At 68.3% G+C, this 21,157-nt stretch carries 20 protein-coding genes; 11 read left to right on the forward strand and 9 right to left on the reverse strand.

Annotated elements, in window-relative coordinates:
* Positions 1-7 precede the first annotated feature (7 nt).
* Positions 8-3,466 (forward strand): chromosome segregation protein SMC, encoded by a 3,459-nt coding sequence (gene smc / locus ACO2Q5_RS15535; protein ID WP_423292660.1) that lies wholly within the window; start codon positions 8-10, stop codon positions 3,464-3,466.
* Complete coding sequence (locus ACO2Q5_RS15540; protein WP_423292662.1) at positions 3,463-3,810, forward strand: hypothetical protein; 348 nt, start codon at positions 3,463-3,465, stop codon at positions 3,808-3,810. Before smc ends, ACO2Q5_RS15540 begins: the two co-directional genes overlap by 4 nt.
* On the opposite strand, the gene ACO2Q5_RS15545 is transcribed toward ACO2Q5_RS15540, so the two are convergent.
* Genes ACO2Q5_RS15545 through cbiB form a run of 4 tightly spaced genes read right to left on the reverse strand, consistent with a single transcriptional unit; the run spans position 3,811 to position 7,326 of the window.
* Complete coding sequence (locus ACO2Q5_RS15545; protein WP_423292664.1) at positions 3,811-4,353, reverse strand: MOSC domain-containing protein; 543 nt, start codon at positions 4,351-4,353, stop codon at positions 3,811-3,813.
* Entirely contained in the window at positions 4,350-5,246 is an 897-nt protein-coding gene (locus tag ACO2Q5_RS15550) for a glycosyltransferase family 2 protein (RefSeq protein ID WP_423292666.1), read from the reverse strand. The genes ACO2Q5_RS15545 and ACO2Q5_RS15550 overlap by 4 nt, the downstream gene beginning before the upstream one ends.
* A complete protein-coding gene (locus ACO2Q5_RS15555; protein WP_423292668.1) occupies positions 5,246-6,415 on the reverse strand; it encodes a lytic murein transglycosylase in 1,170 nt (389 codons plus the stop codon). Before ACO2Q5_RS15555 ends, ACO2Q5_RS15550 begins: the two co-directional genes overlap by 1 nt.
* A gap of 11 nt (positions 6,416-6,426) precedes the next feature.
* The gene (cbiB, locus tag ACO2Q5_RS15560; RefSeq protein ID WP_423292670.1) at positions 6,427-7,326 is read right to left on the reverse strand and encodes an adenosylcobinamide-phosphate synthase CbiB; all 900 of its coding nucleotides are present in this window, start codon (positions 7,324-7,326) and stop codon (positions 6,427-6,429) included.
* Between the two features lie 223 nt (positions 7,327-7,549).
* Between cbiB and ACO2Q5_RS15565 the strand changes: the two genes are divergently transcribed.
* Positions 7,550-7,903 (forward strand): hypothetical protein, encoded by a 354-nt coding sequence (locus ACO2Q5_RS15565; protein ID WP_423292672.1) that lies wholly within the window; start codon positions 7,550-7,552, stop codon positions 7,901-7,903.
* A 3-nt stretch (positions 7,904-7,906) separates the two neighbouring features.
* On the opposite strand, the gene ACO2Q5_RS15570 is transcribed toward ACO2Q5_RS15565, so the two are convergent.
* Together ACO2Q5_RS15570 and ACO2Q5_RS15575 are read right to left on the reverse strand one after the other, a co-directional pair.
* Complete coding sequence (locus ACO2Q5_RS15570) at positions 7,907-8,464, reverse strand: L,D-transpeptidase family protein (RefSeq protein ID WP_423292674.1); 558 nt, start codon at positions 8,462-8,464, stop codon at positions 7,907-7,909.
* Entirely contained in the window at positions 8,461-9,633 is a 1,173-nt protein-coding gene (locus ACO2Q5_RS15575) for a MalY/PatB family protein (protein WP_423292676.1), read from the reverse strand. Before ACO2Q5_RS15575 ends, ACO2Q5_RS15570 begins: the two co-directional genes overlap by 4 nt.
* A gap of 186 nt (positions 9,634-9,819) precedes the next feature.
* Between ACO2Q5_RS15575 and def (ACO2Q5_RS15580) the strand changes: the two genes are divergently transcribed.
* The 4 genes from def (ACO2Q5_RS15580) (at position 9,820) to fmt (ending at position 12,288) form a co-directional block, all read left to right on the forward strand.
* Entirely contained in the window at positions 9,820-10,335 is a 516-nt protein-coding gene (gene def / locus ACO2Q5_RS15580) for a peptide deformylase (RefSeq protein ID WP_423292678.1), read from the forward strand.
* A 74-nt stretch (positions 10,336-10,409) separates the two neighbouring features.
* Complete coding sequence (def, locus tag ACO2Q5_RS15585; protein WP_423292680.1) at positions 10,410-10,898, forward strand: peptide deformylase; 489 nt, start codon at positions 10,410-10,412, stop codon at positions 10,896-10,898.
* Complete coding sequence (gene def / locus ACO2Q5_RS15590; protein ID WP_423292681.1) at positions 10,895-11,398, forward strand: peptide deformylase; 504 nt, start codon at positions 10,895-10,897, stop codon at positions 11,396-11,398. The genes def (ACO2Q5_RS15585) and def (ACO2Q5_RS15590) overlap by 4 nt, the downstream gene beginning before the upstream one ends.
* Positions 11,395-12,288: a methionyl-tRNA formyltransferase gene (gene fmt, locus ACO2Q5_RS15595; protein ID WP_423292682.1), complete on the forward strand. Its 894-nt coding sequence runs from the start codon at positions 11,395-11,397 to the stop codon at positions 12,286-12,288. The genes def (ACO2Q5_RS15590) and fmt overlap by 4 nt, the downstream gene beginning before the upstream one ends.
* A gap of 3 nt (positions 12,289-12,291) precedes the next feature.
* Here fmt and ACO2Q5_RS15600 read toward each other — a convergent pair whose 3' ends face one another.
* The gene (locus ACO2Q5_RS15600) at positions 12,292-13,368 is read right to left on the reverse strand and encodes a DUF4424 family protein (RefSeq protein ID WP_423292684.1); all 1,077 of its coding nucleotides are present in this window, start codon (positions 13,366-13,368) and stop codon (positions 12,292-12,294) included.
* Between the two features lie 135 nt (positions 13,369-13,503).
* On the opposite strand from ACO2Q5_RS15600, the gene ACO2Q5_RS15605 reads away from it, so the two are divergent.
* The 3 genes from ACO2Q5_RS15605 to ACO2Q5_RS15615 all read left to right on the forward strand — a co-directional run bounded on the left by ACO2Q5_RS15605 (position 13,504) and on the right by ACO2Q5_RS15615 (position 17,612).
* Positions 13,504-14,676, forward strand: a complete 1,173-nt coding sequence (locus ACO2Q5_RS15605; RefSeq protein ID WP_423292685.1) for an MFS transporter — start codon at positions 13,504-13,506, stop codon at positions 14,674-14,676.
* Between the two features lie 93 nt (positions 14,677-14,769).
* On the forward strand, positions 14,770-15,792 hold the full coding sequence (locus tag ACO2Q5_RS15610; RefSeq protein WP_423292687.1) for an aspartate-semialdehyde dehydrogenase: 1,023 nt from the start codon (positions 14,770-14,772) through the stop codon (positions 15,790-15,792).
* Between the two features lie 194 nt (positions 15,793-15,986).
* Positions 15,987-17,612 carry a DUF4139 domain-containing protein gene (locus ACO2Q5_RS15615; RefSeq protein ID WP_423292689.1) on the forward strand — a complete coding sequence of 542 codons (1,626 nt, stop codon included), beginning with the start codon at positions 15,987-15,989 and terminating at the stop codon, positions 17,610-17,612.
* Here the strand turns inward: ACO2Q5_RS15615 and mnmD are convergent.
* Positions 17,609-18,274: a tRNA (5-methylaminomethyl-2-thiouridine)(34)-methyltransferase MnmD gene (gene mnmD, locus ACO2Q5_RS15620; RefSeq protein ID WP_423292691.1), complete on the reverse strand. Its 666-nt coding sequence runs from the start codon at positions 18,272-18,274 to the stop codon at positions 17,609-17,611. The two genes, ACO2Q5_RS15615 and mnmD, sit on opposite strands and share 4 nt — an antisense overlap.
* Positions 18,275-18,317: 43 nt before the next feature.
* On the opposite strand from mnmD, the gene ACO2Q5_RS15625 reads away from it, so the two are divergent.
* On the forward strand, positions 18,318-19,361 hold the full coding sequence (locus tag ACO2Q5_RS15625; RefSeq protein ID WP_423292693.1) for an NAD(P)/FAD-dependent oxidoreductase: 1,044 nt from the start codon (positions 18,318-18,320) through the stop codon (positions 19,359-19,361).
* A 77-nt stretch (positions 19,362-19,438) separates the two neighbouring features.
* On the opposite strand, the gene ACO2Q5_RS15630 is transcribed toward ACO2Q5_RS15625, so the two are convergent.
* Complete coding sequence (locus tag ACO2Q5_RS15630; RefSeq protein ID WP_423292695.1) at positions 19,439-20,887, reverse strand: aldehyde dehydrogenase family protein; 1,449 nt, start codon at positions 20,885-20,887, stop codon at positions 19,439-19,441.
* Between the last annotated feature and the right edge of the window lie 270 nt (positions 20,888-21,157).

Here is a 21,157-nt window from a genome sequence, read left to right on the forward strand (position 1 = left end):
GGGATATGTGCGGTTTTCCCGGCTGCGTCTGAACGGTTTCAAAAGCTTTGTGGACCCTACGGATCTGGTGATCCATGAGGGGCTGACCGGCGTGGTCGGCCCGAATGGCTGCGGCAAATCCAATCTGCTGGAGGCTTTGCGTTGGGTCATGGGGGAAAACCGGCCCACGGCGATGCGCGGATCGGGCATGGAGGATGTGATCTTCAACGGCGCGGCCACCCGCGGTGCGCGCAACTTTGCCGAGGTGGCGCTGGTCATCGACAATGCCGAACGGCTGGCACCTTCGGGCTTCAATGAGGCCGACCAGATCGAGATCATTCGCCGGATCACCCGCGATGCCGGGTCCGCCTACAAGGCCAATGGCAAGGATGTTCGGGCGCGCGACGTGCAGCTTCTGTTCGCCGATGCCTCAACCGGGTCGCACAGCCCGGCCTTGGTGCGGCAGGGGCAGATTTCCGAACTGATCAATGCCAAACCCAAGGCGCGGCGCCGCGTGCTGGAAGAGGCGGCCGGGATCAGCGGGCTTTATGCCCGCCGGCATGAGGCCGAGCTGAAGCTGCAGGGGACAGAGCAGAACCTGACCCGCGTCGATGACGTGCTGGAGCAGCTGGCGCAGCAGCTTTCGGTGCTGACCCGGCAGGCGCGGCAGGCGGCGCGCTACCGCGAGATTTCCACCGAGCTGCGGCAGGTCGAAGGCGCGCTGCTGTTCCGCCGCTGGCGTGAGGCGGATGACGCCCGCGGTCAGGCCGAAGGGGCGCTGCGCGAGCGGCTGATTGCGGCGGGGCAGGCCGAGACGGCGGCCCGGGCGGCGGGGCGCGCGCGCGAGGCGGCGGAAGAGGCGCTGCCCCCGCGGCGCGAGGCCGAGGCGGTGGCAGCGGCGATCCTGCAACGGTTGGTCCTGCAACGCGACGCGCTTGGCGATCAGGAAAAGCGGGCGATGGCGCTGATCGAAACCCTGCGCGGGCGCATCGCCCAGCTGGGCGCCGATCTGGAGCGGGAGGCCGGGCTGAACCGCGACGCGGGCGAGGTGATCGGGCGGCTGGACTGGGAGATTGCCCAGATCGCCCGCGCCCATGACGGGCACGAGGCGCGGCTGGCCGAGGCGGCGGCGCTGGCGCAGGAGGCGGGGCTGGCGCTGTCGGGCGAAGAGGCGCGCCTGTCGCAGGCGACCGAGGATGCGGCCCGGCTGGCGGCGCGGCACCAGTCGGCGCAACGGCTGGGACAAGAGGCGCAGGCCGGGGTCACCCGTGCCGAGGAGGCCGCAGGCCGCGCGCGTGGCGCGGTGCAGGCCGCGGAAGAGATGCTGGTCGGGGCGGATGAGGCGCATGACGCCGCCGAAGATGCCCGGGAGGCCGCCGCCGAACTGGCCGAGCGGACCGAGGCTGCGCTGGAAGCCGCCGAGGAGGCCCGGGCCGAGGCGCAGACGCGCGAGGCCGCTGCCCGCGCCGCCCGCAGCGAGGCTGAAGGGGAGGCGAACGCGCTTCGGGCCGAGGCGGCGGCTCTGGCCCGGCTGGTGGACCGCGAGGCACAGGCCGGGCATCAGATCCTGGACCGGCTGGTGGTGGAGCCGGGCTATGAAAAGGCGCTTGGTGCGGCTTTGGCCGATGACCTGCGCGCGCCGGAGGTGGTGGCGGGGGGACGGTCCGGCTGGGCTGCACTGGAACCCTATGTGACGCCGCAATCCCTGCCTGCGGGGGCGGAGCCTTTGGCGGACCGGGTGCAGGGGCCGGGCGTGCTGGACCGCCGCCTGTCGCAGATCGGCGTGGTCACGCGCGATGAGGGCTTCCGTCTGCAACCCGACCTGCGGCCCGGGCAGCGGCTGGTCAGCCTTGAGGGCGATCTGTGGCGGTGGGACGGGTTTCGCGCCGGGGCGGAGGATGCGCCCTCGGCCGCGGCGCTGCGGCTCCAGCAGCTGAACCGGCTGTCGCGGCTGAAGGGCGAATTGTCCGAGGCCGAGGCCCGCGCCGATGGGGCGCGGCAGGCGCATGAGGCGCTGCAGGCGCGGCTGGTCGATCTGGGCCGCGCCGATCAGATGGCGCGCGACGCCCGCCGCGCCGCCGACCAGCGGCTGGCCGAGGCGGCGCGAGCGCTGTCACGCGCGGAAAGCGACAAGGCGCTGGCGGCCGGGCGGCTGGAGGCGGCGCGGCTGTCGGTCGCCCGCGCGGCCGATGATCTGGACGAGGCGCGCGCCCGTCTGGAAGAGGCCGCCGCCGCGCAGGAGGATCTGCCCGATCTGGACGCCGCGCGCACCGCGGTGGAACGGGCAAAGCTGACCGTCGAAGGCGCGCGTCTGGCGATGATCGCGCGGCGCACCGCGCATGACGAGGTGCGCCGCGAGGGCGAGGCCCGGGTCCGCCGCCGTCAGGAGGCCACGAAGGAACTGTCCGGCTGGCGGTTGCGGCTGGAGACTGCGGAAAAGCGCAGCGCCGAACTGTCGGAACGCCGGGCCGAGGCCGAGGAGGAACTGGCCGAGGCGACCGAGGCGCCGCAGGAGATTGCCGCCCGGCGCGAGGATCTGTCGGATGAAATCGCCGCCGCCGAGACGCGGCGCACGGCTGCGGCAGAGGCGCTGGTTCTGGCGGAAACCGCCCTGCGTGAGGCGCAGCTTGCGGAACGCGATGCCGAACGGCTGGCCGGTGAAGCGCGAGAGGCCAAGGTCCGGGCCGAGGCGCGGCTGGATGCCGCCCGCGAAGGCGTGGCCGCTGCCGCCGACCGTATCGCCGAGGAGGGCGAGGGCCAGACGCCGCAGGAGCTTCTGGCGATGCTGAAGTTGGACCCGGCGCAGATGCCCGCGGCCGAGGCCCTGGAACAGGACGTGGCCCGCCTGCGCCGCCAGCGCGAGGCGCTTGGCGCGGTGAACCTGCGGGCCGAGGAAGATGCCCGCACGGTGGATGCGGAATATCAGGCGCTTGCCAAGGAAAAGGCCGATCTGGAGGAGGCGGTGCGCAAACTGCGCGCCGGGATCGCCGGGCTGAACAAGGAAGGCCGCGAACGCCTGCTGACCGCGTTCGAGCAGGTGAATGCCAATTTTGGCGCGCTGTTCACCCATTTGTTTGGCGGGGGAGAGGCGCGGCTGGTTCTGGTCGAATCCGACGACCCGCTGGAGGCCGGGCTGGAGATCATGTGTCAGCCGCCAGGCAAGCGGCTGGCGACGCTGTCGCTGCTCTCCGGGGGCGAACAGACGCTGACGGCGCTGGCGCTGATCTTCGGGGTGTTCCTTGCCAATCCCGCGCCGATCTGCGTTCTGGACGAGGTGGACGCGCCCTTGGACGATGCGAACGTCACCCGCTTCTGCGACATGATGGATGAGATGACCCGCCGCACCGACACCCGTTTCCTTGTGATCACGCACCATGCGGTGACCATGGCGCGCATGGACCGGCTGTTCGGCGTGACGATGCAGGAACAGGGCGTCAGCCAGCTGGTCAGCGTCGATCTGAAACGGGCCGAGGCGCTGGTCGCATGATTGCAGAGCTGCGGGCCGCGGGCTTTCCGGGGGTGGAGGCCGAGGGCGACACGATCCATGCGCGGCTGTCGGCGAGCGGGGCCGAGTTCCGGGCCGAGCCGGACGGCGCGGGCTGGCACCTGTCGCTGACTTGGCCGATGCGGGCCAGTGCGGCGCAGATCGCAGCCTGGAACGCGGCGCATCCGGCGGCGGTGATGGACCTGCACCGGGGTGAGACGCGGGTTTCCCTGCGCAGCGAGACCGGCCTGCCGGACCTGATCCTTTGGGCGGCACTGGCCGAAGTGGCGGTGACCGCGCTGGTCCGCTGGCGCCGGGCGCAGCGCGCGCCGGGCGAGGGGATGTGATCAGCCGCGCAGTACGGTGATCGGGTCGCCCATGGCCACCTCCCCGTCCTGTTCCACGGCACAGAGGATACCGCGCAGCCGCAGTTCGGGGTGACCGGGCCGGGTGATCCAGTCCTTGGCGGCCTGCCCGTAGCGCACCTTCCATTTCACGCAGCCGTCGTTGAACACGCCGGACACGCGCAGCACCGCCGTTCCCACGCGCAGCAGCGTGCCGGCCGGCAGGTTGGCCTCCGACGTCTCCAGATCGGCAATGATCGTGTCGCCGGGATGCGGCGTGCCGGGCAGGCAGATCAGGTCATGCACCCGCGCGGGCAGGATCGAGACCTGAATGTCGGGGTCCGGGGTTCCGTCCGCCCGCCGCAGCCACGGCGCGGTCAGCCAGCGTTCGCCCGGCACACCTTCGGCCCGGGTCAGGGTCAGCCGGTCGGGATGCTGGCGCTGGTTGTAGCCCGGCCGAAAGGTCAGCTGCCGCACGGTGCTGTGGTCCTTTGGCGCGGCCAGCACATGGGGCAGGGCGGCCATCAGCGTCTCGGCATCGGTCATACAGAACCTCCTGTCAGGGCAAGAACCTGTGCGCGCAGTGCCAGATCGGTTTCCGCCAGCCGCCCGGCCTTGCGCAGCAGCGCCGCTTGGTCGGCGGTCAGCCTTTGGGTCGTGTCGTAAAACTCGGCAATCTCGGCATCCGTTGCACCCTCCATGAAGGCGACCATCTCGGGGTGATACTGATAGGCGCCGCGGGTCAGCCGGAAGGGCAGCGCCGCCAGCCAGGCCGCCCGGTCCTGCGCATGGAAATGCAGCAGCCGCAGCCGCGGGTCAAAGGCCGGGCCGGGCAGGCGGGTGCCATCCAGAAAAGCGCCATGCAGCCGGACCGACAGGCCGGGAATACCGGTGCGGAAGAACGCCTTTCCGGCGGTGTGGGACAGCATCGCCTCGGGCAGCACAGGCGCGAAGCGGCCCAGAACCGGCGCCCGCAGCGCGGCATGCGGCGGCTTCAGCGGGCCGCGGAACTGGCGGGCGGTGTAGATGTCATCGGGCAGGGCGGGGTCGTGCATCGCCTCGAACGGCTCGGCCCGCAGCATGACCTGATCGGGGTGCAGCGGAGCCAGAATCTCACCGATGGGCTGATCCGGCAGCAGGAATTCGTCCACATCTAGATGTGCCAGCCACGGCAAGGGACAGCGGCGCCAGCAGCGTTGCGCATTGCGGGACTGGCGGTTCTGGTGCCGGTCGGGACGTGATCCGATCTTGGCCCAATGGGCCGCATCGCAGCGGGCAACGGTCACGCCGGGAATGGGTGCCAGCACCTCTGCCGCCGGGTCCTGCGGGTCATCGAAGTAAAGCCAGACCTGTGCCGCGCCCAGCCCCAGATGATGGGCGGCAAAGGCCAGAACCTTTTCGGCCGGGGCCTTCACCGTGGCGACGACGCCCCAGTCCATCAGAGCAGATACAGCAGGTCGGCTGTGGGCCAGCCATCGGCGGGCAGGCCAAGGCGGATCTGTTCCTTCTGCACGGCATCGCGGGTGCCCGCGCCAAGAATGCCGTCGGTCAGACCCACATCATACCCCCGCGCGCGCAGCTTTTCCTGCAAGGTCTTCATCTCGTCCAGCGACAGCTGCGGATCGGGGTTCCCCGCGCGATACGGGGCGGCGCCTTCGATCCGCGTGGCGAAATAGGCGGCTGTCGTCACATAGACGAAGCTCTTGTTCCATTCGAACAGCACGCGGTAATTCGGGAATGCCAGAAAGGCCGGGCCCTTGCGCCCCTGCGGCAGCAGGATCGAGGCGCTGAGGCCCGCGGGCAGTGCGCCGTTCAGCCCGGTCACGCCAAGCGCCTCCCATTCCGCAACCGGGCGTTCGGTGCCAAGCCCGGTCAGGGACCAGTCGAACCCGTCGGGCAGGGCGATCTCGGCCAACCAAGGCTCCCCCGCGCGCCAGCCGTGAAGCTGCAGCATATTGGCGCCGGACAGCAGCGCATCGGCGGGCGAGGTCTTCAGCAGGACCAGCCCGTCGCCGTCGCCATCCACGCCCTTTTCCAGAATATCCTTGGGCAGCATCTGCACCATGCCGATTTCGCCGGCCCATGCGCCCGTGGTGTCGAGCGGGAATTCGTCCAGCGCATGCAGGCGGATGGCGGCAAAGACCTGCGGCTGGAACAGCTCGGGCCGGCGGCAGTCGTGCGACAGGGTCAAGAGGGCGTTGCGGGTGTTGAAATCGCCCTGCACCACGCCGAAGTCGGTCTCGAAGGCCCAGAAGGCCAGCAGGATGCCACGGGAAATGCCGTAATCCACCTCGGCCCGGCGAAAGATCGCGTCCAGTTCGGTGGATTTGGCGCGGGCCTTGTCCAGCCGGTTTTTCGAGATCAGCGATTGCGAGAATTCCAGAAACGGCTTGCGGAAGACGCCCTGCGCCCGGTCGGCCTTCAGCACCTTTGGGTCCTGCACAGCGCCCGCCAGAAAGCTGGCGGTGGCCTCGGGCGGCAGGCCCTGCGCCGCGGCTTCGGCCGCTATCGCGTCCAGAAAAGCGCCGAAATCGCCCCCGCAGGGCACGGCCACGGCGGTTGAGGCGACAGCAAGGGCGGGGACGAGGGAGAGGAAAAGGGCGCGCATGGGGGGGAAGGCTAGAGGAGCCCCACCAGAAGGGCAACGGCCAGCATCGCGCCCCAGGCCCGCCACAGTGCCCCACAGGCGGCGTCGATGTCATCGGGGCCGGGATCGCGCCGCCCCTCGGGCCAGACCCAGGGGTAATCCACCATCCGGCCATTATAGCTGCGCGGCCCGGCCAGCGCGACGTTCAGGATCGGCGCCAGCACCGATTCCGGCCAGCCCGCATTGGGGCTGCGGTGGCGCGGCGCATCGCGCAGCACCGGTGCCGGGTCCAGCCAGCCATGGGTGAGGGCGAGCAGAAGCGCCGTCAGCCGCGCCGGGATCAGGTTCAGCACATCGTCCAGCCGCGCCGCGGCCCAGCCGAACTGCCGGTGGCGCGGCGTCATATGGCCGATCATGCTGTCGGCGGTATTGGTGATCTTGTAGATCAGGATGCCCGGCAGACCCGCCACCAGAAACCAGAAGGCGGGCGCGATCACCCCGTCGGACAGGTTTTCCGCCGCGGATTCGATGGCGGCGCGGGCCACATCCGGCTCCCGCATCGGGGCGGTGTCGCGGCCGACGATCATCGCCACCGCGCGCTTGCCCTCCTCCAGCCCGCGGCGCAGGCCGGTGGCCACCGCGCGGACGTGATCGACCAGCGATTTCTGCGCCAGAAGGATGGCGGCAAGGATCACCTCCAGTACGCCTCCACCGGGCAGGGCGGCGATCAACTCTCCCAGCACGCCGGCGGCCAGAACCAGCGCGGCCATCACAAGAACGCCTTTGGCCCGCCGGGCGGTCCCTTGGTTGAACCGCCGGTCGGCGGCACCGATGATCCGCCCCATCACCACCGCGGGATGCGGGATGCGGCGCCAGAGCCAGTCCGGCTCTCCGAACAAGGCGTCAAGGATCATGGCAAGCGCAAGGGTCATGGCACGAATCGCTTTCGGGTCGGGGCCGGGGCTGTTGGACCGGAAGCCTGTCCGCAGCGCAAGAGAGGGGCCGCGGCGGCCCGGACTCTCCCTGCGCGCGAATATGCCTGCGGCAAAGCTGCAACGTCGTCTTCACATTTCTGCAACAAGCCGGGACCATTCTTAACCTGCCTTGAATTTGCGCAGAAGCGGCGCAGACTTGGCCCCAGAGGAGGGCGTCGTCATGCTGGAATATCTGCCGCAGGATGTGAGGGACGGGCTGGAGGCTGCGCGCCGCCGGCAACAGCGCCGCAAATCCCGTCTGCACCTTCAGCTGGGCGATGCGGTCTTCCCTGTGCTGCGGCTCTGGGGCGACGGGTTCACGCTGGATGCGGGCATGTGCCCGGGGCGCCTGCGCGGGCTGGTCGATCTGTATGACGGGCCGCGCCACATCTTTCAGTGCCTGATCGTCGCCTCGGCCGTCGAAGCGGGCGAGCTGGTTTGCGAGTTCAAGCGCGCCACGCCGGTCGTGGATCGCCCTGCGCTGGATTACTGGCGGGATGAGAATGCGCCCGTGGGCTATCTGCCGCGAATGTAGGGCTCAGGGCCGGATTTCGACCACGGTGCCGAGCGGGGCCACGCTCCAGATCTCGCGGATTTCCGCATCGGTCAGGGCGATGCAGCCCGCAGTCCAGTCGCCGGGCAGGCGGATGCCGTCGGGCAGTTCATTGGGCTGACCATGGATCATGATGTCGCCGCCGGGGTCATAGCCGCCCGCGCGGGCGCGCTTGCGATCCTCTGGCTGCGGATAGTCCAGACCCAGCGACAAATGAAAGGCCGATCCGTCGTTGCGCCGGTCGATGGTGAACCGCCCCTCCGGCGTGCGCCCGTCGCCCTGCCGGTCCTTGTCGCCCTCAGGCGCAAAGCCAAGCGCGACGTCGTAGCGCCGGACGGGCTGGCCGTCGCGGATCAGGGTCAGGCGGCGGGCGGATTTCTCGATCAGGATCAGGTCCACCGGCCCGGTCAAAGGGCCGGTCAGCGGGTCTTCTGTCCCCTCCGGCGGCACCACGGGAACCGGGGGCCGCAGCCACAACGCCGCCCCCGTGCCGATCAGCGCCAGCAGGGCCAGCGCCGCGATGACCCGGGCCAATCGCCTCATTGCAGGTCGGCAAAGGCCCGTTTCAGCCGCTCTGCCGCCTCGGCCACGACGGCGCGCGGCGTGGCAAGGTTAAAGCGCAGGAAGGTTTCGCCACCCTTGCCGAAGATCGGGCCATGGTTGGTGGCGATGCGGGCCTGTTTTTCCACCCGCTCCAGCACTTCGGCCTGTGTCATCCCGGTGCCCGAGAAATCGACCCAGGCCAGATAGGTCGCCTCCAGCGGCATGGACCGGATGCCGGGCAGCGCGTTCAGCGCGTCATCGAACAGGCGGCGGTTGCCGTCCAGATAGTCGGTCAGGGAATCGACCCAGGCCGCGCCTTCGGGCGAATAGGCGGCGGCGACCATCCGCATGCCAAAGGCATTGCCGGAAATGCCAAGCGCCATCATCCGGTCGGCAAACCGCTTGCGGAGGCCCGGATCGGGGATGATCACATTGCCGGTGTGGCAGCCCGCGATGTTGAAGGTCTTGGTCGCGGCTGTCATCATCACCAGCCGGTTGGTGATTTCGGGCGCGGCATTGGCCATCACGGTATGGCGCTGGCCGGGCATCAGCAGATCGTGGTGGATTTCATCCGAGACGAGGATCAAGTCATGGCGGCGGCAGAAATCGGCCACGCCGCGCAGTTCCTCGGCCGTCCAGACCCGGCCGCCCGGATTGTGGGGCGAACAGAGGATCAGCATGGTTTCATGCCCCTTCATCTGCGCATCCCATGTGGCGAAGTCCATTTCATACCGGCCATCGACCAGCGCCAGCGGGCATTCCACCACTTCGCGCCCGGCGGCGCGGATGGTGCGGGCAAAGGCGTGATAGACCGGCGTCATCAGCACGACCCCGTCACCCGGCGCGGTGAAGGCGTCGATGCAAAGGCCCGTGCCGTTCACCAGCCCGTGCGTCGTCAGAATCTGCTCGGGCGGGACGGTCCAGCCGTGGCGGGTCTGCATCCACCAGCCGATCGCTTCCAGATAGGCGCGGTCATCGCCGAAATAGCCATAGACGCCATGGGCCGCCATGTCTTCGACCACGCGCTGCACAGGGGCGGGGGGCGCGAAGTCCATATCGGCCACCCACATGGCAAGCCCTGTGTCGGGCGCAAGGCCGTACAAGCTTTCCATCATGTCCCATTTGACGCAATGGGTGCCGATCCGGTCGATGCGCGTGTCGAAGGTCATGGGGTGTCCAGGGTCAGTTTTCTGATACCCGTCCAATATACGAAACCATGTTCTGTATCAACGATGATTATCATGACGTTGTTCCGGAATTATTGACATAATTGGAATAACGTGGTTTTGGGGCCGCTTCCGGGGCACGGGGTTCCGCCTCTTGCGGAAAAACTCCGCGCTTCGTAAATCGTGACCATGATCCGCGCTATTCTGATCCATCCCGATCCCCGCCTCAAGAAGGTCTGCGATCCCATCTCCGAGATCACGCCGGAGATCCGCCGGCTGGCCGAGGATATGCTGGAGACGATGTATGACGCGCCGGGCATCGGTCTGGCCGCGCCGCAGGTCGGCGTGACGCGCCGGGTCATCGTGATGGATTGCGTCAAGGACGGCCCGGCAGAGCCGATGGTGCTGATCAATCCGCAGGTGCTGTGGTCATCCGAGGATCTGTCCACCTATGAGGAAGGTTGCCTGTCGATCCCCGAGCAATATGCCGAGGTGAAGCGACCGGCCAGCGTGACCGTCGGCTGGACCGATCTGGACGGCACCGCGCAGGAGCGCACTTTCGAAGGTCTCTGGGCCACCTGTGTGCAGCATGAGATCGACCATCTGGACGGCAAGCTGTTCATTGATTTTCTGGGTCCGCTGAAGCGGCAGATGATCACCCGCAAGATGGAAAAGCTGAAGCGGGAACGCGCCCGTCAGGGCTGATCATCGCGAAACGGCGGGGTGACTTTGTCCCGCATCGCGCCTATGTCCGGCGGAAACCGAAAGGGTGTTTCCCGATGATCCTGCCCATCCTGCGCTGGCCCGATCCGCGCCTCTCTGTCCGCTGCGAACCGGCGGTGCTGTCCGATGACCTGCGCACGCTGGCCGATGACATGCTGGAGACGATGTATGACGCCCCCGGCCGCGGGCTGGCCGCGCCGCAGGTGGGGCATCTGGTGCGGATGTTCGTCATGGATGTGACGTGGAAAGAGGGGACGCAGGCGCCGATGGTTCTGGTGAACCCCGAAATCCTGTCCTTTGGGGATGCGCGAGCCATGGGACCGGAGGGATGCCTGTCGATCCCCGGGCCGACCACCATGGTTGACCGCGCAACGGAAATCACCCTGCGCTGGACCACGCTGGACGGCGGTCTGCGGGAAGAGACCCTGACCGGCTTTGCCGCGATCTGCGCGCAGCATGAATATGACCATCTGGACGGCATCCTGACGCTGGATCGTCTGTCGCCCGAGGCGCGGGCTGTGGCTGAGGCGGAGGTGCTGGCATGACCACGCGTGTCTGTGTTCCCTGGCCCCATCCGGTGCTGAAGACCACCGCCGCCGATGTGCCCGCCATCACCGATGAGGTCCGCGCGACCTGGCGCGACATGGTGGATACGATGGAGGCGATGCCCGGCTACGGGCTGGCCGCCGTGCAGATCGGCATTCCGCTGCGGCTGGCCGTGGTCGATTGCAGCGAGGCGCGCGGGCAGGCCGTGCTGATGGCCAATCCCGAAGTGCTGCACGCCAGCGTTCAACCGCGCGAGCATGAGGAGGCGAGCCCGAACCTGCCCGGAGTCTCGGCCGTGGTCAGCCGCCCGCGGGCGGTGACGGTGCGGTTCCTGAATGCCGAAGGCACGGTGGAAGAGCGCGATTTCGTCGGCCTCTGGGCGACCAGCGCGCAGCATCAGATCGACCATCTGGCGGGGAAGATGTATTTCGACCGCCTGTCGCCCCTGAAGCGCAAGATGCTGCTGGCCAAGGCCGACAAACTGCGGAGGCGCGGATGAAGATCGTCTTCATGGGCACGCCGGAGTTTTCGGTTCCGGTGCTGGAGGCGCTGGCCGCCCGGCATGAGGTGGTCTGCGTCTACGCCCAGCCCCCCCGGCCTGCAGGCCGGGGCAAGGCCCTGCGCAAGACCCCGGTGCATCAGCGGGCCGAGGAACTGGGGCTGACGGTCCGCACGCCCCTGCGCCTGCGCGATGCGGCGGAACAGGCGGCCTTTGCCGGTCTGGGGGCCGATGTGGCGGTGGTGGTGGCCTATGGGCTCATCCTGCCGCAGCCGGTGCTGGATGCGCCACGCCATGGCTGCCTGAACATCCACGCCAGCCTGCTGCCGCGCTGGCGCGGGGCGGCGCCGATCCATCGCGCGATCATGGCGGGGGATGCGGAAACCGGCGTCTGTATCATGCAGATGGAGGCGGGGCTGGACACCGGCCCGGTTCTGCTGCGCGAGGCGACGCCGATCGGGCCGGAGGAAACAACGGCCAGCCTGCACGACCGGCTGAGCGCCATGGGCGCGGGTCTGATCATTACCGCGCTGGACCGGCTGGAAACTCTGGTCCCCGAGGTGCAGCCGGAACAGGGCGTGACCTATGCCGCCAAGATCGACAAGGCCGAGGCGCGGGTGGATTTCACACGTCCCGCGGCAGAGGTGGACCGGCTGATCCGCGGGCTGTCGCCCTTTCCCGGCGCCTTCGTGCAGGTGGGGGCAGAGCGGGTCAAGCTGCTCGGTGCCCGCCTGGCAGAGGGAGCGGGCGCGCCGGGGCAGGTGCTGGGCGGGTTCACCATCGCCTGCGGCGAAGGTGCGGTGGAAATCACCCTGGCGCAGCGCGAGGGCAAGCGACCGATGCCCGCGGCAGAGGTGCTGCGCGGGCTGGAGCTGCCCGCGCGGCTTTGACCGTCAGTCGCTGATCGGGACGACCAACAGGATCTCCAGATCCCGGTCGGGGGTGTAATCGGTCTTTTCCACCACAAAGGTGGTGGGGCCGGTCTTCTTTACCCCCTCCGCGCAAAGCGAGATGACATTGGCCGCATCGCCCTTGTCCAGCGTCAGGCGGAAATGGCCGATGGGCCCGGCCCAGCTGTTCGCCGTGCGCAGGACATAGGTCATGAAAAAGGCCGTGCCGTAGTTGTAGACCTCATCCGATGAAGGGTCCTTCCGCTCCAGCGCGCGGGCCATCGCGGCCGAGGTGCCGTCGTCGATGCAGAACTGATCGACATAGGTCTGCAGCCAGTCTGTCTCGTTGGTGACGGGATGGGTCCAGTAGAAGATGCCCCCCGGCGGGCGGTGGTCATATTCGTGATGCACCCGGAGCTCGGCCCCGGCGGGGAAGGTCTGGGTCCAGTGATAGCGCAGCACGACCGACCATGTCGGGAAGGCCTGTTCGGGGATCTGGTTCTGGGTGTCCGCCTCGAAATACTGGGCCAGCCCCGCTTCGGTCACGGCGGCGCGGTCTGCGGGCGACAGCGCCAAAAGCCGGTCCATCGCCGCCTGCGGATCAAGATCAAGAGGCAGGCCATAGCGTTCCAGCTCGGCCGTCACATCACGACCCGGGGTATCGTATTGTTCGTTGAGCGGGCGGTTCTCTTCCCATTCCGGCTCGATCACGGCGATGCGGTCGATCCTGGGCGTGACCGGCTGGCCGTCCACGGTGACGGTGAAATTCAGCAGATTCTCGGGGTAGGGCGGGCCTTCGGGCAGGTTCATCATCTGCTCCCACAGGCTCCACACGCCGATGGGGGGCAGGGGAAAGATCACCTCGCCCGTCACATCCTGATCCGTCAGGTTGCGGAAGACATAATCCACGCGGATCCGGTCCGGGCCGATGAACAGGTCCTCGTCGACCATCGCCACCGCATCCGTCCGGCCGAAGGTCAGCCCTGTGGCGGCCAGACCGCCGAAACCGTCATTCGCGGCGGCCGGGCCTCCGGTCAGAAGCGCGGCCAAGGCCAGCGCGCGGGCGGGGGAAAGGATCATCGGAATCTCCGGTCTGAAATCCCGCTCATCAAGCGGCCCGGCCTGGTGTTTCGCAAGAGAAATCCGAAGGCGGCGCTGTCTTGCACATCGGCGGGGCGGCTGACATGGTCCGGCGGCCCGCGGAAAGGAAGTCCCATGCGCCTTGGCATCGCCAGCCTGATGTTCGGATATGTGCTGTCGCAGTTCTACCGCGCCTTCCTTGCGGTGCTGACGCCGGTGCTGGAGGCGGATCTCGGTGCCACGAAGCAAGAGCTTGCCAGCGCGTCCGGCTGGTGGTTTCTGGCCTTTGGCGCCATGCAGCTGCCCATCGGTGCCGCGCTGGACCGGATCGGTCCGCGCCGCACCGCCAGCGCCTGCCTTGCCATGGGGGCCGGAGGCGCGGCACTGTTCGCCATGGCGACGACGCCCCTGATGCTGAAGGTGGCGATGGCGCTGATCGGGGTGGGCTGCGCGCCTGTGCTGATGGCGAATTACTATATCTTCGCGCGCGAATTCTCTCCCGCCGTTTTTGCCACGCTGGCCGCCGTGACTATCGGCGTGGGCAGCATCGGCAATATCGCGGCCTCGGTTCCGCTGACCGCCGCGGCCGCGGCCTTCGGATGGCGTGAAACTGTCTGGGGTCTGGCCGGGATCACGCTTCTGACCGGGCTGGCGGCCTATCTGATGATCCGCGATCCGGCGCCCGCGCCTGCGGGGCCCAAGGGCTCGGTCCTTACGCTGCTGCGGATGCCTGCGCTCTGGCCGATCCTTGCGATGATGGTGGTCTGCTATGCCCCGCCCGGCGCGCTGCGCGGGCTGTGGCTGGGGCCTTATTTCACCGATGTCTGGGGATATTCCCGGGCCGAGGTGGGGATGGCCGGGCTGTGGATGGGGGTTGCCATGGTCATCGGCAGCTTTGTCATCGGGCCGCTGGACCGCTGGTGGGGCACCCGCAAATGGGTAATCTTCGGCGGCAATGCCGGGATGCTGGTCTTTCTCTGCGGGCTCTGGTTCTGGCCGCAGGTGTCGCCGGGGCTGGCGCTGGTGATGTTCATGGGTCTTGGCTTTTTCGGATCGACCTTTCCCATCGTCATTGCCCATGCGCGGGCGTTCTTTCCGCCGCATCTGGTGGGTCGCGGGGTGACGCTGGTGAATTTCTTCGGCATCGCGGCAGTGGGCATCGCGCAGGAGGCGACGGGCCGTCTGCATGCCGCGCGCGAAGGCGCGGCCGATCCGGCGCTGCCCTTCACCGCGGTTTTCGCCTTCTTCGCCATTGCCGTGGGCGCGGGGCTGCTGGTGTACCTCTTCGCGCAGGACCGCACAGACTGAGCCCTTTCCGCGGAATCCGCTTCCCCCGCGCGGACCTTTGCGCTAAGGGGCCGCGTCCCCCGAACGGTCGGGGGCGGAACTGGAGTTACCCCGATGGGCTACAAGGTCGTCGTCGCGGGTGCCACGGGCAACGTGGGCCGCGAAATGCTGAACATCCTCGCCGAGCGCGAGTTCCCGGTGGACGAGATTGCCGCGCTGGCGTCGCGCAAATCTCTGGGCACTGAAGTCAGCTTCGGCGACAAGACTTTGAAGACCAAAGACCTGGCCACTTTCGATTTTACCGGCTGGGATATCGCGCTTTTCGCCGTCGGCTCCGGCCCGACGAAGGAATTCGCGCCCAAGGCCGCGGCGGCGGGCTGTGTCGTGATCGATAACTCCTCGCTCTACCGCTACGACCCGGATGTTCCGCTGATCGTGCCGGAGGTGAACGCCGATGCGATCATGGGCTATTCCAAGCGAAATATCATTGCGAACCCCAACTGCTCCACCGCGCAGATGGTGGTGGCGCTCAAGCCGCTGCACGATCGGGCAAAGATCAAGCGCGTGGTCGTGGCGACCTATCAGTCGGTCTCCGGCGCGGGCAAGGAAGGCATGGACGAACTGTGGGAGCAGACCAAGGCGGTCTACAACCCCGTGCATGAAGTGCCGCCCGCCAAATTCTCCAAGCAGATTGCCTTCAACGTGATCCCGCATATCGACGTGTTCCTGGACTCGGGCGAGACCAAGGAAGAATGGAAGATGGTGGCCGAGACGAAGAAGATCCTTGATCCGAAGATCAAGGTGACCGCGACCTGCGTGCGCGTGCCGGTCTTCGTCGGCCATTCCGAAGCCATCAACCTTGAATTCGAAGAGCCGCTGGACTGGCAGGAGGCCCAGGACATCCTGCGCGAGGCGCCGGGGATCATGCTCGTCGACAAGCGCGAAGCCGGTGGCTACGTCACCCCGGTCGAATGCGTGGGCGAATATGCGACCTATGTGTCGCGCGTCCGCGAGGATTCGACTGTGGAAAACGGGCTGAGCCTGTGGTGTGTCAGCGACAACCTGCGCAAGGGCGCCGCCCTGAACGCGGTGCAGATCGCCGAAGTGCTGGGAAGCCGGGTGCTGAAGAAGGGCTGATCCCTTCCGCGCCGATCTTTGAAGGGTTCCGGTCAGGTTGGCCGGAACCCTTTTTCATGGCCGCCGCTGCAGGCCGGCGGGGCGTCCGACGCAGCCCGCCGCCCGATCCTTGGATCGGGTATTTCCGCCTTGTCCGGCGGGTTCAGCCGGGCCTAGGCTTCGGGCCATCCGGTTTCCTGCGAAAGGCCCCTGCCATGCGCACCCTGCTTGCTGCCCTTCTGGCCACAACGGCGCTGCCCGCGCTGGCCGATACCCTTCCCGCTACCAGCCGCATCACCGATGTGACTGTCTACCCCCAAGGCGCGAAGATCACCCGTGAAGTGACCTTCACCCTGCCCGGGGCCGGACCGCATGAGCTGCTGGTGACCGATCTGCCAGCCGCCACCGACGCCGCGTTGATGCGGCTGGCGGGGGAAGAAGGGGTGACCTTCGGCGCCTTCTCGCTGCGGGCGGACCGGCTGCCGCCGCGCGACCCGGCGCTGACCCCGGCACAGCAGGCGGCACGGGACACCGTGGATCAGGCCGAAGCGGCGGTCCGAACCGCGCAGGCCACCGTCGATGCCGTCCGTGCCCGCATCCGTGCGGCCGAGGCGCAGGCCGGTTTCCTGACCTCGTTCAGCGGGGCCGTGCCCGACGGGACGACGCCCGAGACCCTGCGCGCCATGGCCGAGGCCGTGGGGGCGGGCACCCTTGCGGCGGCCGAGGCGGTGGCCGCCGCGCAGGCGGATCTGTGGCCCGCCGAAGATGCGCTGAAGGAGGCGCAGGAGGCGCTGGCCAAGGCGCAGGCGGCCTATGACGCTTTGCCCGCGGGCGATCAGGATTACACCGCGCTGGTGGTGGCCGTTGAAGCGCAGGCTGCGGGGGAAACCACGCTGACCATGACCTATTATGTCGATTCCGCGGGCTGGCGGCCCAGCTATGACCTTTACCTGACCCGCCAGGGCGGCGAGGCGCTGACCATCGACCGTTCGGTTCTGGTGACGCAATATACCGGGGAAGACTGGTCCGGTGTGAACCTGACACTGTCTTCCTCGCGCCCGTCGGAGCAGGCGGCGCCCTCCGCGCTCTGGCCGGAGCTGCGCTGGATCGAGAAGGAGCGACCGCCCGCCGATATGGCGCGCGAGATGGCACCGGGGAGTGCAGCCATGCCCGAGATGGAGGCGGTGGCCGCCCCGGCGCCCATCGTGGCCGCGGCGGCGATGGAGGGGGATACGGTCGTCTACCCCTATCCCCGCCCGGTCGATGTCGCCTCGGGGGTGGAAGACCTGCGGCTGGCGCTGGACCGGATCGAGGCCGCGCCGGTGGTGACCGCGGTTGCCGTGCCCCGCTGGGACAAGACCGCCTTCGTGCAGGCGGAATTCGTCAACACCAGCGGCGAGCCGCTGCTGCCCGGCGCGGCGCTGCTGTATCGCGAGGGCGTGCTGGTCGGTGCAGCCGATCTGGGGCTGATCGCCGCCGGGGCCGAGGCGACGCTGGCCTTCGGCGCGCTGGACCAGATCGTGGTGCGTCGTGACATGCCGGTGCGCGATTCCGGTCAGAAGGGCGTCTTCACCACGTCGAACGAACAGACCGAGACGGCGGTGCTGACCATCGAAAATCTGGGAGATGAGGAATGGCCCGTGCGGGTTCTGGACCAGATCCCCTATTCGGAACAGCAGGACCTGCGGATCGAACCCGCGCTGTCCCCGCAGGCGAGCGAGACGGATGTGGACGGCCAGCGCGGCATCCTTGCCTGGGATTTCGAGCTGCCCGGTGGGCAAAAGAAGGACATCTCCGTCAGCTATACGCTCAGCTGGCCCGAGGGGATGGACCTGCGCTAGGCCAGCCGCCCGGCTGACATATGGCGCTTGCCCGCGAAGCCGGGCTGGCGCGTGACGGTGAAGCCTGCCGCCGCCAACGCGCGGCGGACATGGCCCGCGGCGGTATAGGTGGCGAAACTGCCGCCGGGGGCGGTGTGGCGGGCGACCTCTGCCATCAGATCATCTCCCCACATCTCCGGGTTCTTGGCCGGAGAAAAGCCGTCCAGAAACCACGCATCGGCCCGGCCCTGCCAGCGGGGCAGCGCCTCGCGCACGTCGCCGGCGATGATCATGGCCTCGATCCCCGGTAGCCGGATCACCGGCGCGCCTGCCTGCCATTGCGCCAGCAGGGGCGCCGCAATCGCCGCGGCCTCGGGGAAATGGGCCAGCGCGCGTTCCATATCCGCGGGGGCCATCGGAAACGCCTCGAAACTGGTGAAATGCAGCGTGCCGGGGCCGGTCCATGACAGGGCCAGCGTCAGCAGGTTCAGCCCGGTGCCGAAGCCCAGTTCAGCGATACGGAACCCGTCGCACAGCCGCGCGGGCAGGTCATTCCCGGCAAGGAAGACATGCCGCGTCTCCTCCAGCCCGCCGCGCAGGCTGAAATACGGGTCGTCAAAGGCGCGGGCCACCGGGATGACGCCGTCCTTCCAGTCCAGTTCAGGTTGTTGTCCCGCGTGCATCGGCCTAGTCCTTTGCGCAACGGAATGCGGCAGGGGGTGGCGGATGGCAAGCGTGGATGTGACGGTGCGCGGTGGCGGCGTCTTCGGGCTGGCCTGCGCCTGGGCCTGCGCGCGGCGAGGCGCCCGCGTGCGGCTGATCGAACCGGCGCGGATCGGCGCCGGAGCCTCGGGCGGGCTGGTGGGGGCCTTGGCCCCGCATGCGCCCGAAGGGTGGAACCCGCTGAAGGACTACCAACTCCGGGCGCTCTCGTCGGCCGAAGGGTGGTGGGCTGCCGTAGAGGCGGCAGGTGGGGTCGATCCGGGCTATCTGCGGTCGGGCCGGTTGCAGCCTTTGGCCGATGCGGCGGCGGTGGAACTGGCGCAGCTCCGGGCCGCGGCGGCGCAGACCTTGTGGCAGGGCCGCGCGGATTGGCAGGTCGTGCCGGCGACCGGCGCGGAATGGGAACCGGCCTCGCCCTCGGGCTGGCTGGTGCGCGACACGCTGACGGCGCGGCTGTCGCCTCGCCGGGCGGGTGCGGCGCTGGTGGCGGCCCTGCGCGCAAAGGGGGCGGATCTGGTGATCGGGCAGGAGGCGCCGGAGGAGGGCGCCGTCATCCATGCCACCGGCGCCGCGGGGCTGGCCGATCTGTCGGCGGTCTTTGGCCGAACCCTTGGCGCGGGGGTAAAGGGGCAGGCGGTGCTGCTGCGCCACAATGCGGCCAGCTTGCCGCAGATCTATGCGGGCGGCCTGCATGTGGTGCCCCATGCCGACGGGACGGTGGCCATCGGGTCCACCAGCGAGACGACATGGGCCACCGAAGGCCCGGATGCGCAGGCCGATGACCTGATCGCCCGCGCCCGCGCGCTGCTGCCGGTGCTGGCGGGGGCCGAGGTTCTGGAACGCTGGGCAGGCCTCCGCCCGCGGGCGAAAAGCCGCGGCCCACTGGCAGGGGCATGGCCCGGGCGGCCCGGTCATTTCGTGGCGAATGGCGGGTTCAAGATCGGCTTTGCCATGGCCCCCGCCGTCGCCGAGGGGCTGGCCGATCTGGTGCTGGACGGGCAGGAGAGCCTGCCCGCCAGCTTTTCGGTGGCGGCCCTTCTGGGGTAGGGCCGCTCCTCGTTGGCCTTCGGCCCTTGGTCGCAAGATGCGGCGGCAAGGCCGGGTCCGAACAGCGTTGACACGCCTTACTCGGCGGCAGTGAAGCTCCACCCCGCGATGCCCTTGGGTTCAAGGAATTCCTCGATCCCCCAGATGCCGCCTTCGCGGGCGCGGCCGGATTGCTTGACGCCCCCGAAGAACGATCCCGCGCCGCGGGACTTGCCGTTCATCTCGATCATGCCGGCCTGCAGCTGCCGCGCCAGACGGTTGGACCGCGCCGGATCGCCGGACTGGACATAGTTTGTCAGGCCATAGGGCGTGTCATTGGCGATGGTGACGGCCTCGGCCTCGGTCTCGAACGGGATGATCGACAGGACCGGCCCGAAGATTTCCTCGCGTTCGATGGTCATGCCGGGCTTCACATCGGCAAAGATCGTGGGCTTTACATAGAAGCCGCGGTTGAACCCTTCGGGCAGGCCCGGGCCGCCGGTGACCAGACGGGCGCCTTCGTCGATGCCCTTCTGGATATAGCCCTGAATCTGATCCCACTGCCGCTTGTTCACCACCGGGCCGATGTGGCTGCCATGCTCCATCGCCGGGCCGACCTTGATCGTCTCGGCCACTTCGACGGCTTTGGCCACGGTCTGATCATAGACCGAGCGTTCCACCAGCATGCGCGAGGGGGCGTTGCACGACTGCCCGGTGTTTTCCATCATCCGGCGCACGGAGCGTTCCACCGCCTTGTCGTCGGCATCGGCGAAGACAAGGTTGGCGCCCTTGCCGCCCAACTCCAGCACGACCCGCTTCAGCGTCTCCGCCGCGGCCTTGGAGATGGCTTTGCCCGCCCGGGTCGAACCGGTGAAGGAGATCATCTGGACATCCGGATGGGTGGAGAGCTGGCTGCCCACGCCCGCGCCGTCACCGTTCACCAGATTGAACACGCCCGGCGGAATACCCGCGTCATGGCAGAATTCCGCGAACATCATCGCATCCAGCGGCGCCTCTTCCGAGGGTTTCAGCACGCAGGTGCAGCCCGCCAGCATGGCCGGGATGGCCTTCAGCGCCACCTGATTGACCGGCCAGTTCCAGGGCGTGATCAGGCCGACCACGCCGATCGGCTCCATCGCCACGGCGGATTCGGGCGCCTGCGGGCCCAGCGGGCGGACCCATTCGACCTTTTCGAAGGCCTTCAGGAAGTTCTTGGTGTGCCACGGCAGGCAGGGCGCCTGATCGGACAGCGCAAAGTCGATGGGAGCGCCCATTTCCAGCGCGATCACTTCGGCGAATTCCTGAACGCGGGCTTCATACTGATCAAGGATCTTCGCCACCAGCCGGGCGCGTTCGGCGGGTGGCGTGGCCGACCAGCCGGGAAGGGCGGCCTTGGCTGCGGCCACCGCGGCATCGGTATCGGCCTGATCGCCCAGGCTGATGATGGCGCAGGGCTCTTCGTTCGACGGGTTGATGACCTGACAGTCACGCGCCTTGGCGGGGGCGACCCACTGGCCGTTGATATAGAACTCGCGCTTGATCAGCATGGGGACCTCTGGGGGAAGCGGAAATTTGATCAAAGTCTGCGCCACCCCGGACGGGGTTGCAAGCGAAGTTCCGACAGCCCGGCGTCGGAATCGGCGGCAGAATGCCGGGCGAACCGCCGCTATGCCACCGCACGGGGCCAACCGTTTTTCATCGGGCGGTGGCAGGCCGTGGAACATCCGCCCTGTCTGCGGCCTGCATGCCAGAAGCGCGTTCTCTTTTCCGGGCCATCTTGCGGCGGGGGGTGAAATATCCTTCTCAAAGGGCTAGAT

It is taken from the genome of Neotabrizicola sp. VNH66, assembly GCF_049445895.1.
Lineage (GTDB): Bacteria > Pseudomonadota > Alphaproteobacteria > Rhodobacterales > Rhodobacteraceae > Pseudogemmobacter.

Bases quoted from the DNA above. Each gene is read 5' to 3' on its own strand.
- ACO2Q5_RS15570 (WP_423292674.1), bottom strand. From the start codon at position 8,464: ATGAGGCGATTGGCCCGGGTCATCGCGGCGCTGGCCCTGCTGGCGCTG.
- def (WP_423292681.1), top strand. From the start codon at position 10,895: ATGACCACGCGTGTCTGTGTTCCCTGGCCCCATCCGGTGCTGAAGACC.
- ACO2Q5_RS15540 (WP_423292662.1), top strand. From the start codon at position 3,463: ATGATTGCAGAGCTGCGGGCCGCGGGCTTTCCGGGGGTGGAGGCCGAG.
- ACO2Q5_RS15615 (WP_423292689.1), top strand. From the start codon at position 15,987: ATGCGCACCCTGCTTGCTGCCCTTCTGGCCACAACGGCGCTGCCCGCG.
- def (WP_423292680.1), top strand. From the start codon at position 10,410: ATGATCCTGCCCATCCTGCGCTGGCCCGATCCGCGCCTCTCTGTCCGC.
- ACO2Q5_RS15555 (WP_423292668.1), bottom strand. From the start codon at position 6,415: ATGCGCGCCCTTTTCCTCTCCCTCGTCCCCGCCCTTGCTGTCGCCTCA.
- ACO2Q5_RS15630 (WP_423292695.1), bottom strand. From the start codon at position 20,887: ATGCTGATCAAGCGCGAGTTCTATATCAACGGCCAGTGGGTCGCCCCC.
- ACO2Q5_RS15550 (WP_423292666.1), bottom strand. From the start codon at position 5,246: ATGGACTGGGGCGTCGTCGCCACGGTGAAGGCCCCGGCCGAAAAGGTT.
- ACO2Q5_RS15545 (WP_423292664.1), bottom strand. From the start codon at position 4,353: ATGACCGATGCCGAGACGCTGATGGCCGCCCTGCCCCATGTGCTGGCC.
- ACO2Q5_RS15575 (WP_423292676.1), bottom strand. From the start codon at position 9,633: ATGACCTTCGACACGCGCATCGACCGGATCGGCACCCATTGCGTCAAA.
- fmt (WP_423292682.1), top strand. From the start codon at position 11,395: ATGAAGATCGTCTTCATGGGCACGCCGGAGTTTTCGGTTCCGGTGCTG.
- ACO2Q5_RS15605 (WP_423292685.1), top strand. From the start codon at position 13,504: ATGCGCCTTGGCATCGCCAGCCTGATGTTCGGATATGTGCTGTCGCAG.
- ACO2Q5_RS15610 (WP_423292687.1), top strand. From the start codon at position 14,770: ATGGGCTACAAGGTCGTCGTCGCGGGTGCCACGGGCAACGTGGGCCGC.
- mnmD (WP_423292691.1), bottom strand. From the start codon at position 18,274: ATGCACGCGGGACAACAACCTGAACTGGACTGGAAGGACGGCGTCATC.
- ACO2Q5_RS15600 (WP_423292684.1), bottom strand. From the start codon at position 13,368: ATGATCCTTTCCCCCGCCCGCGCGCTGGCCTTGGCCGCGCTTCTGACC.
- def (WP_423292678.1), top strand. From the start codon at position 9,820: ATGATCCGCGCTATTCTGATCCATCCCGATCCCCGCCTCAAGAAGGTC.
- ACO2Q5_RS15565 (WP_423292672.1), top strand. From the start codon at position 7,550: ATGCTGGAATATCTGCCGCAGGATGTGAGGGACGGGCTGGAGGCTGCG.
- cbiB (WP_423292670.1), bottom strand. From the start codon at position 7,326: ATGACCCTTGCGCTTGCCATGATCCTTGACGCCTTGTTCGGAGAGCCG.
- ACO2Q5_RS15625 (WP_423292693.1), top strand. From the start codon at position 18,318: ATGGCAAGCGTGGATGTGACGGTGCGCGGTGGCGGCGTCTTCGGGCTG.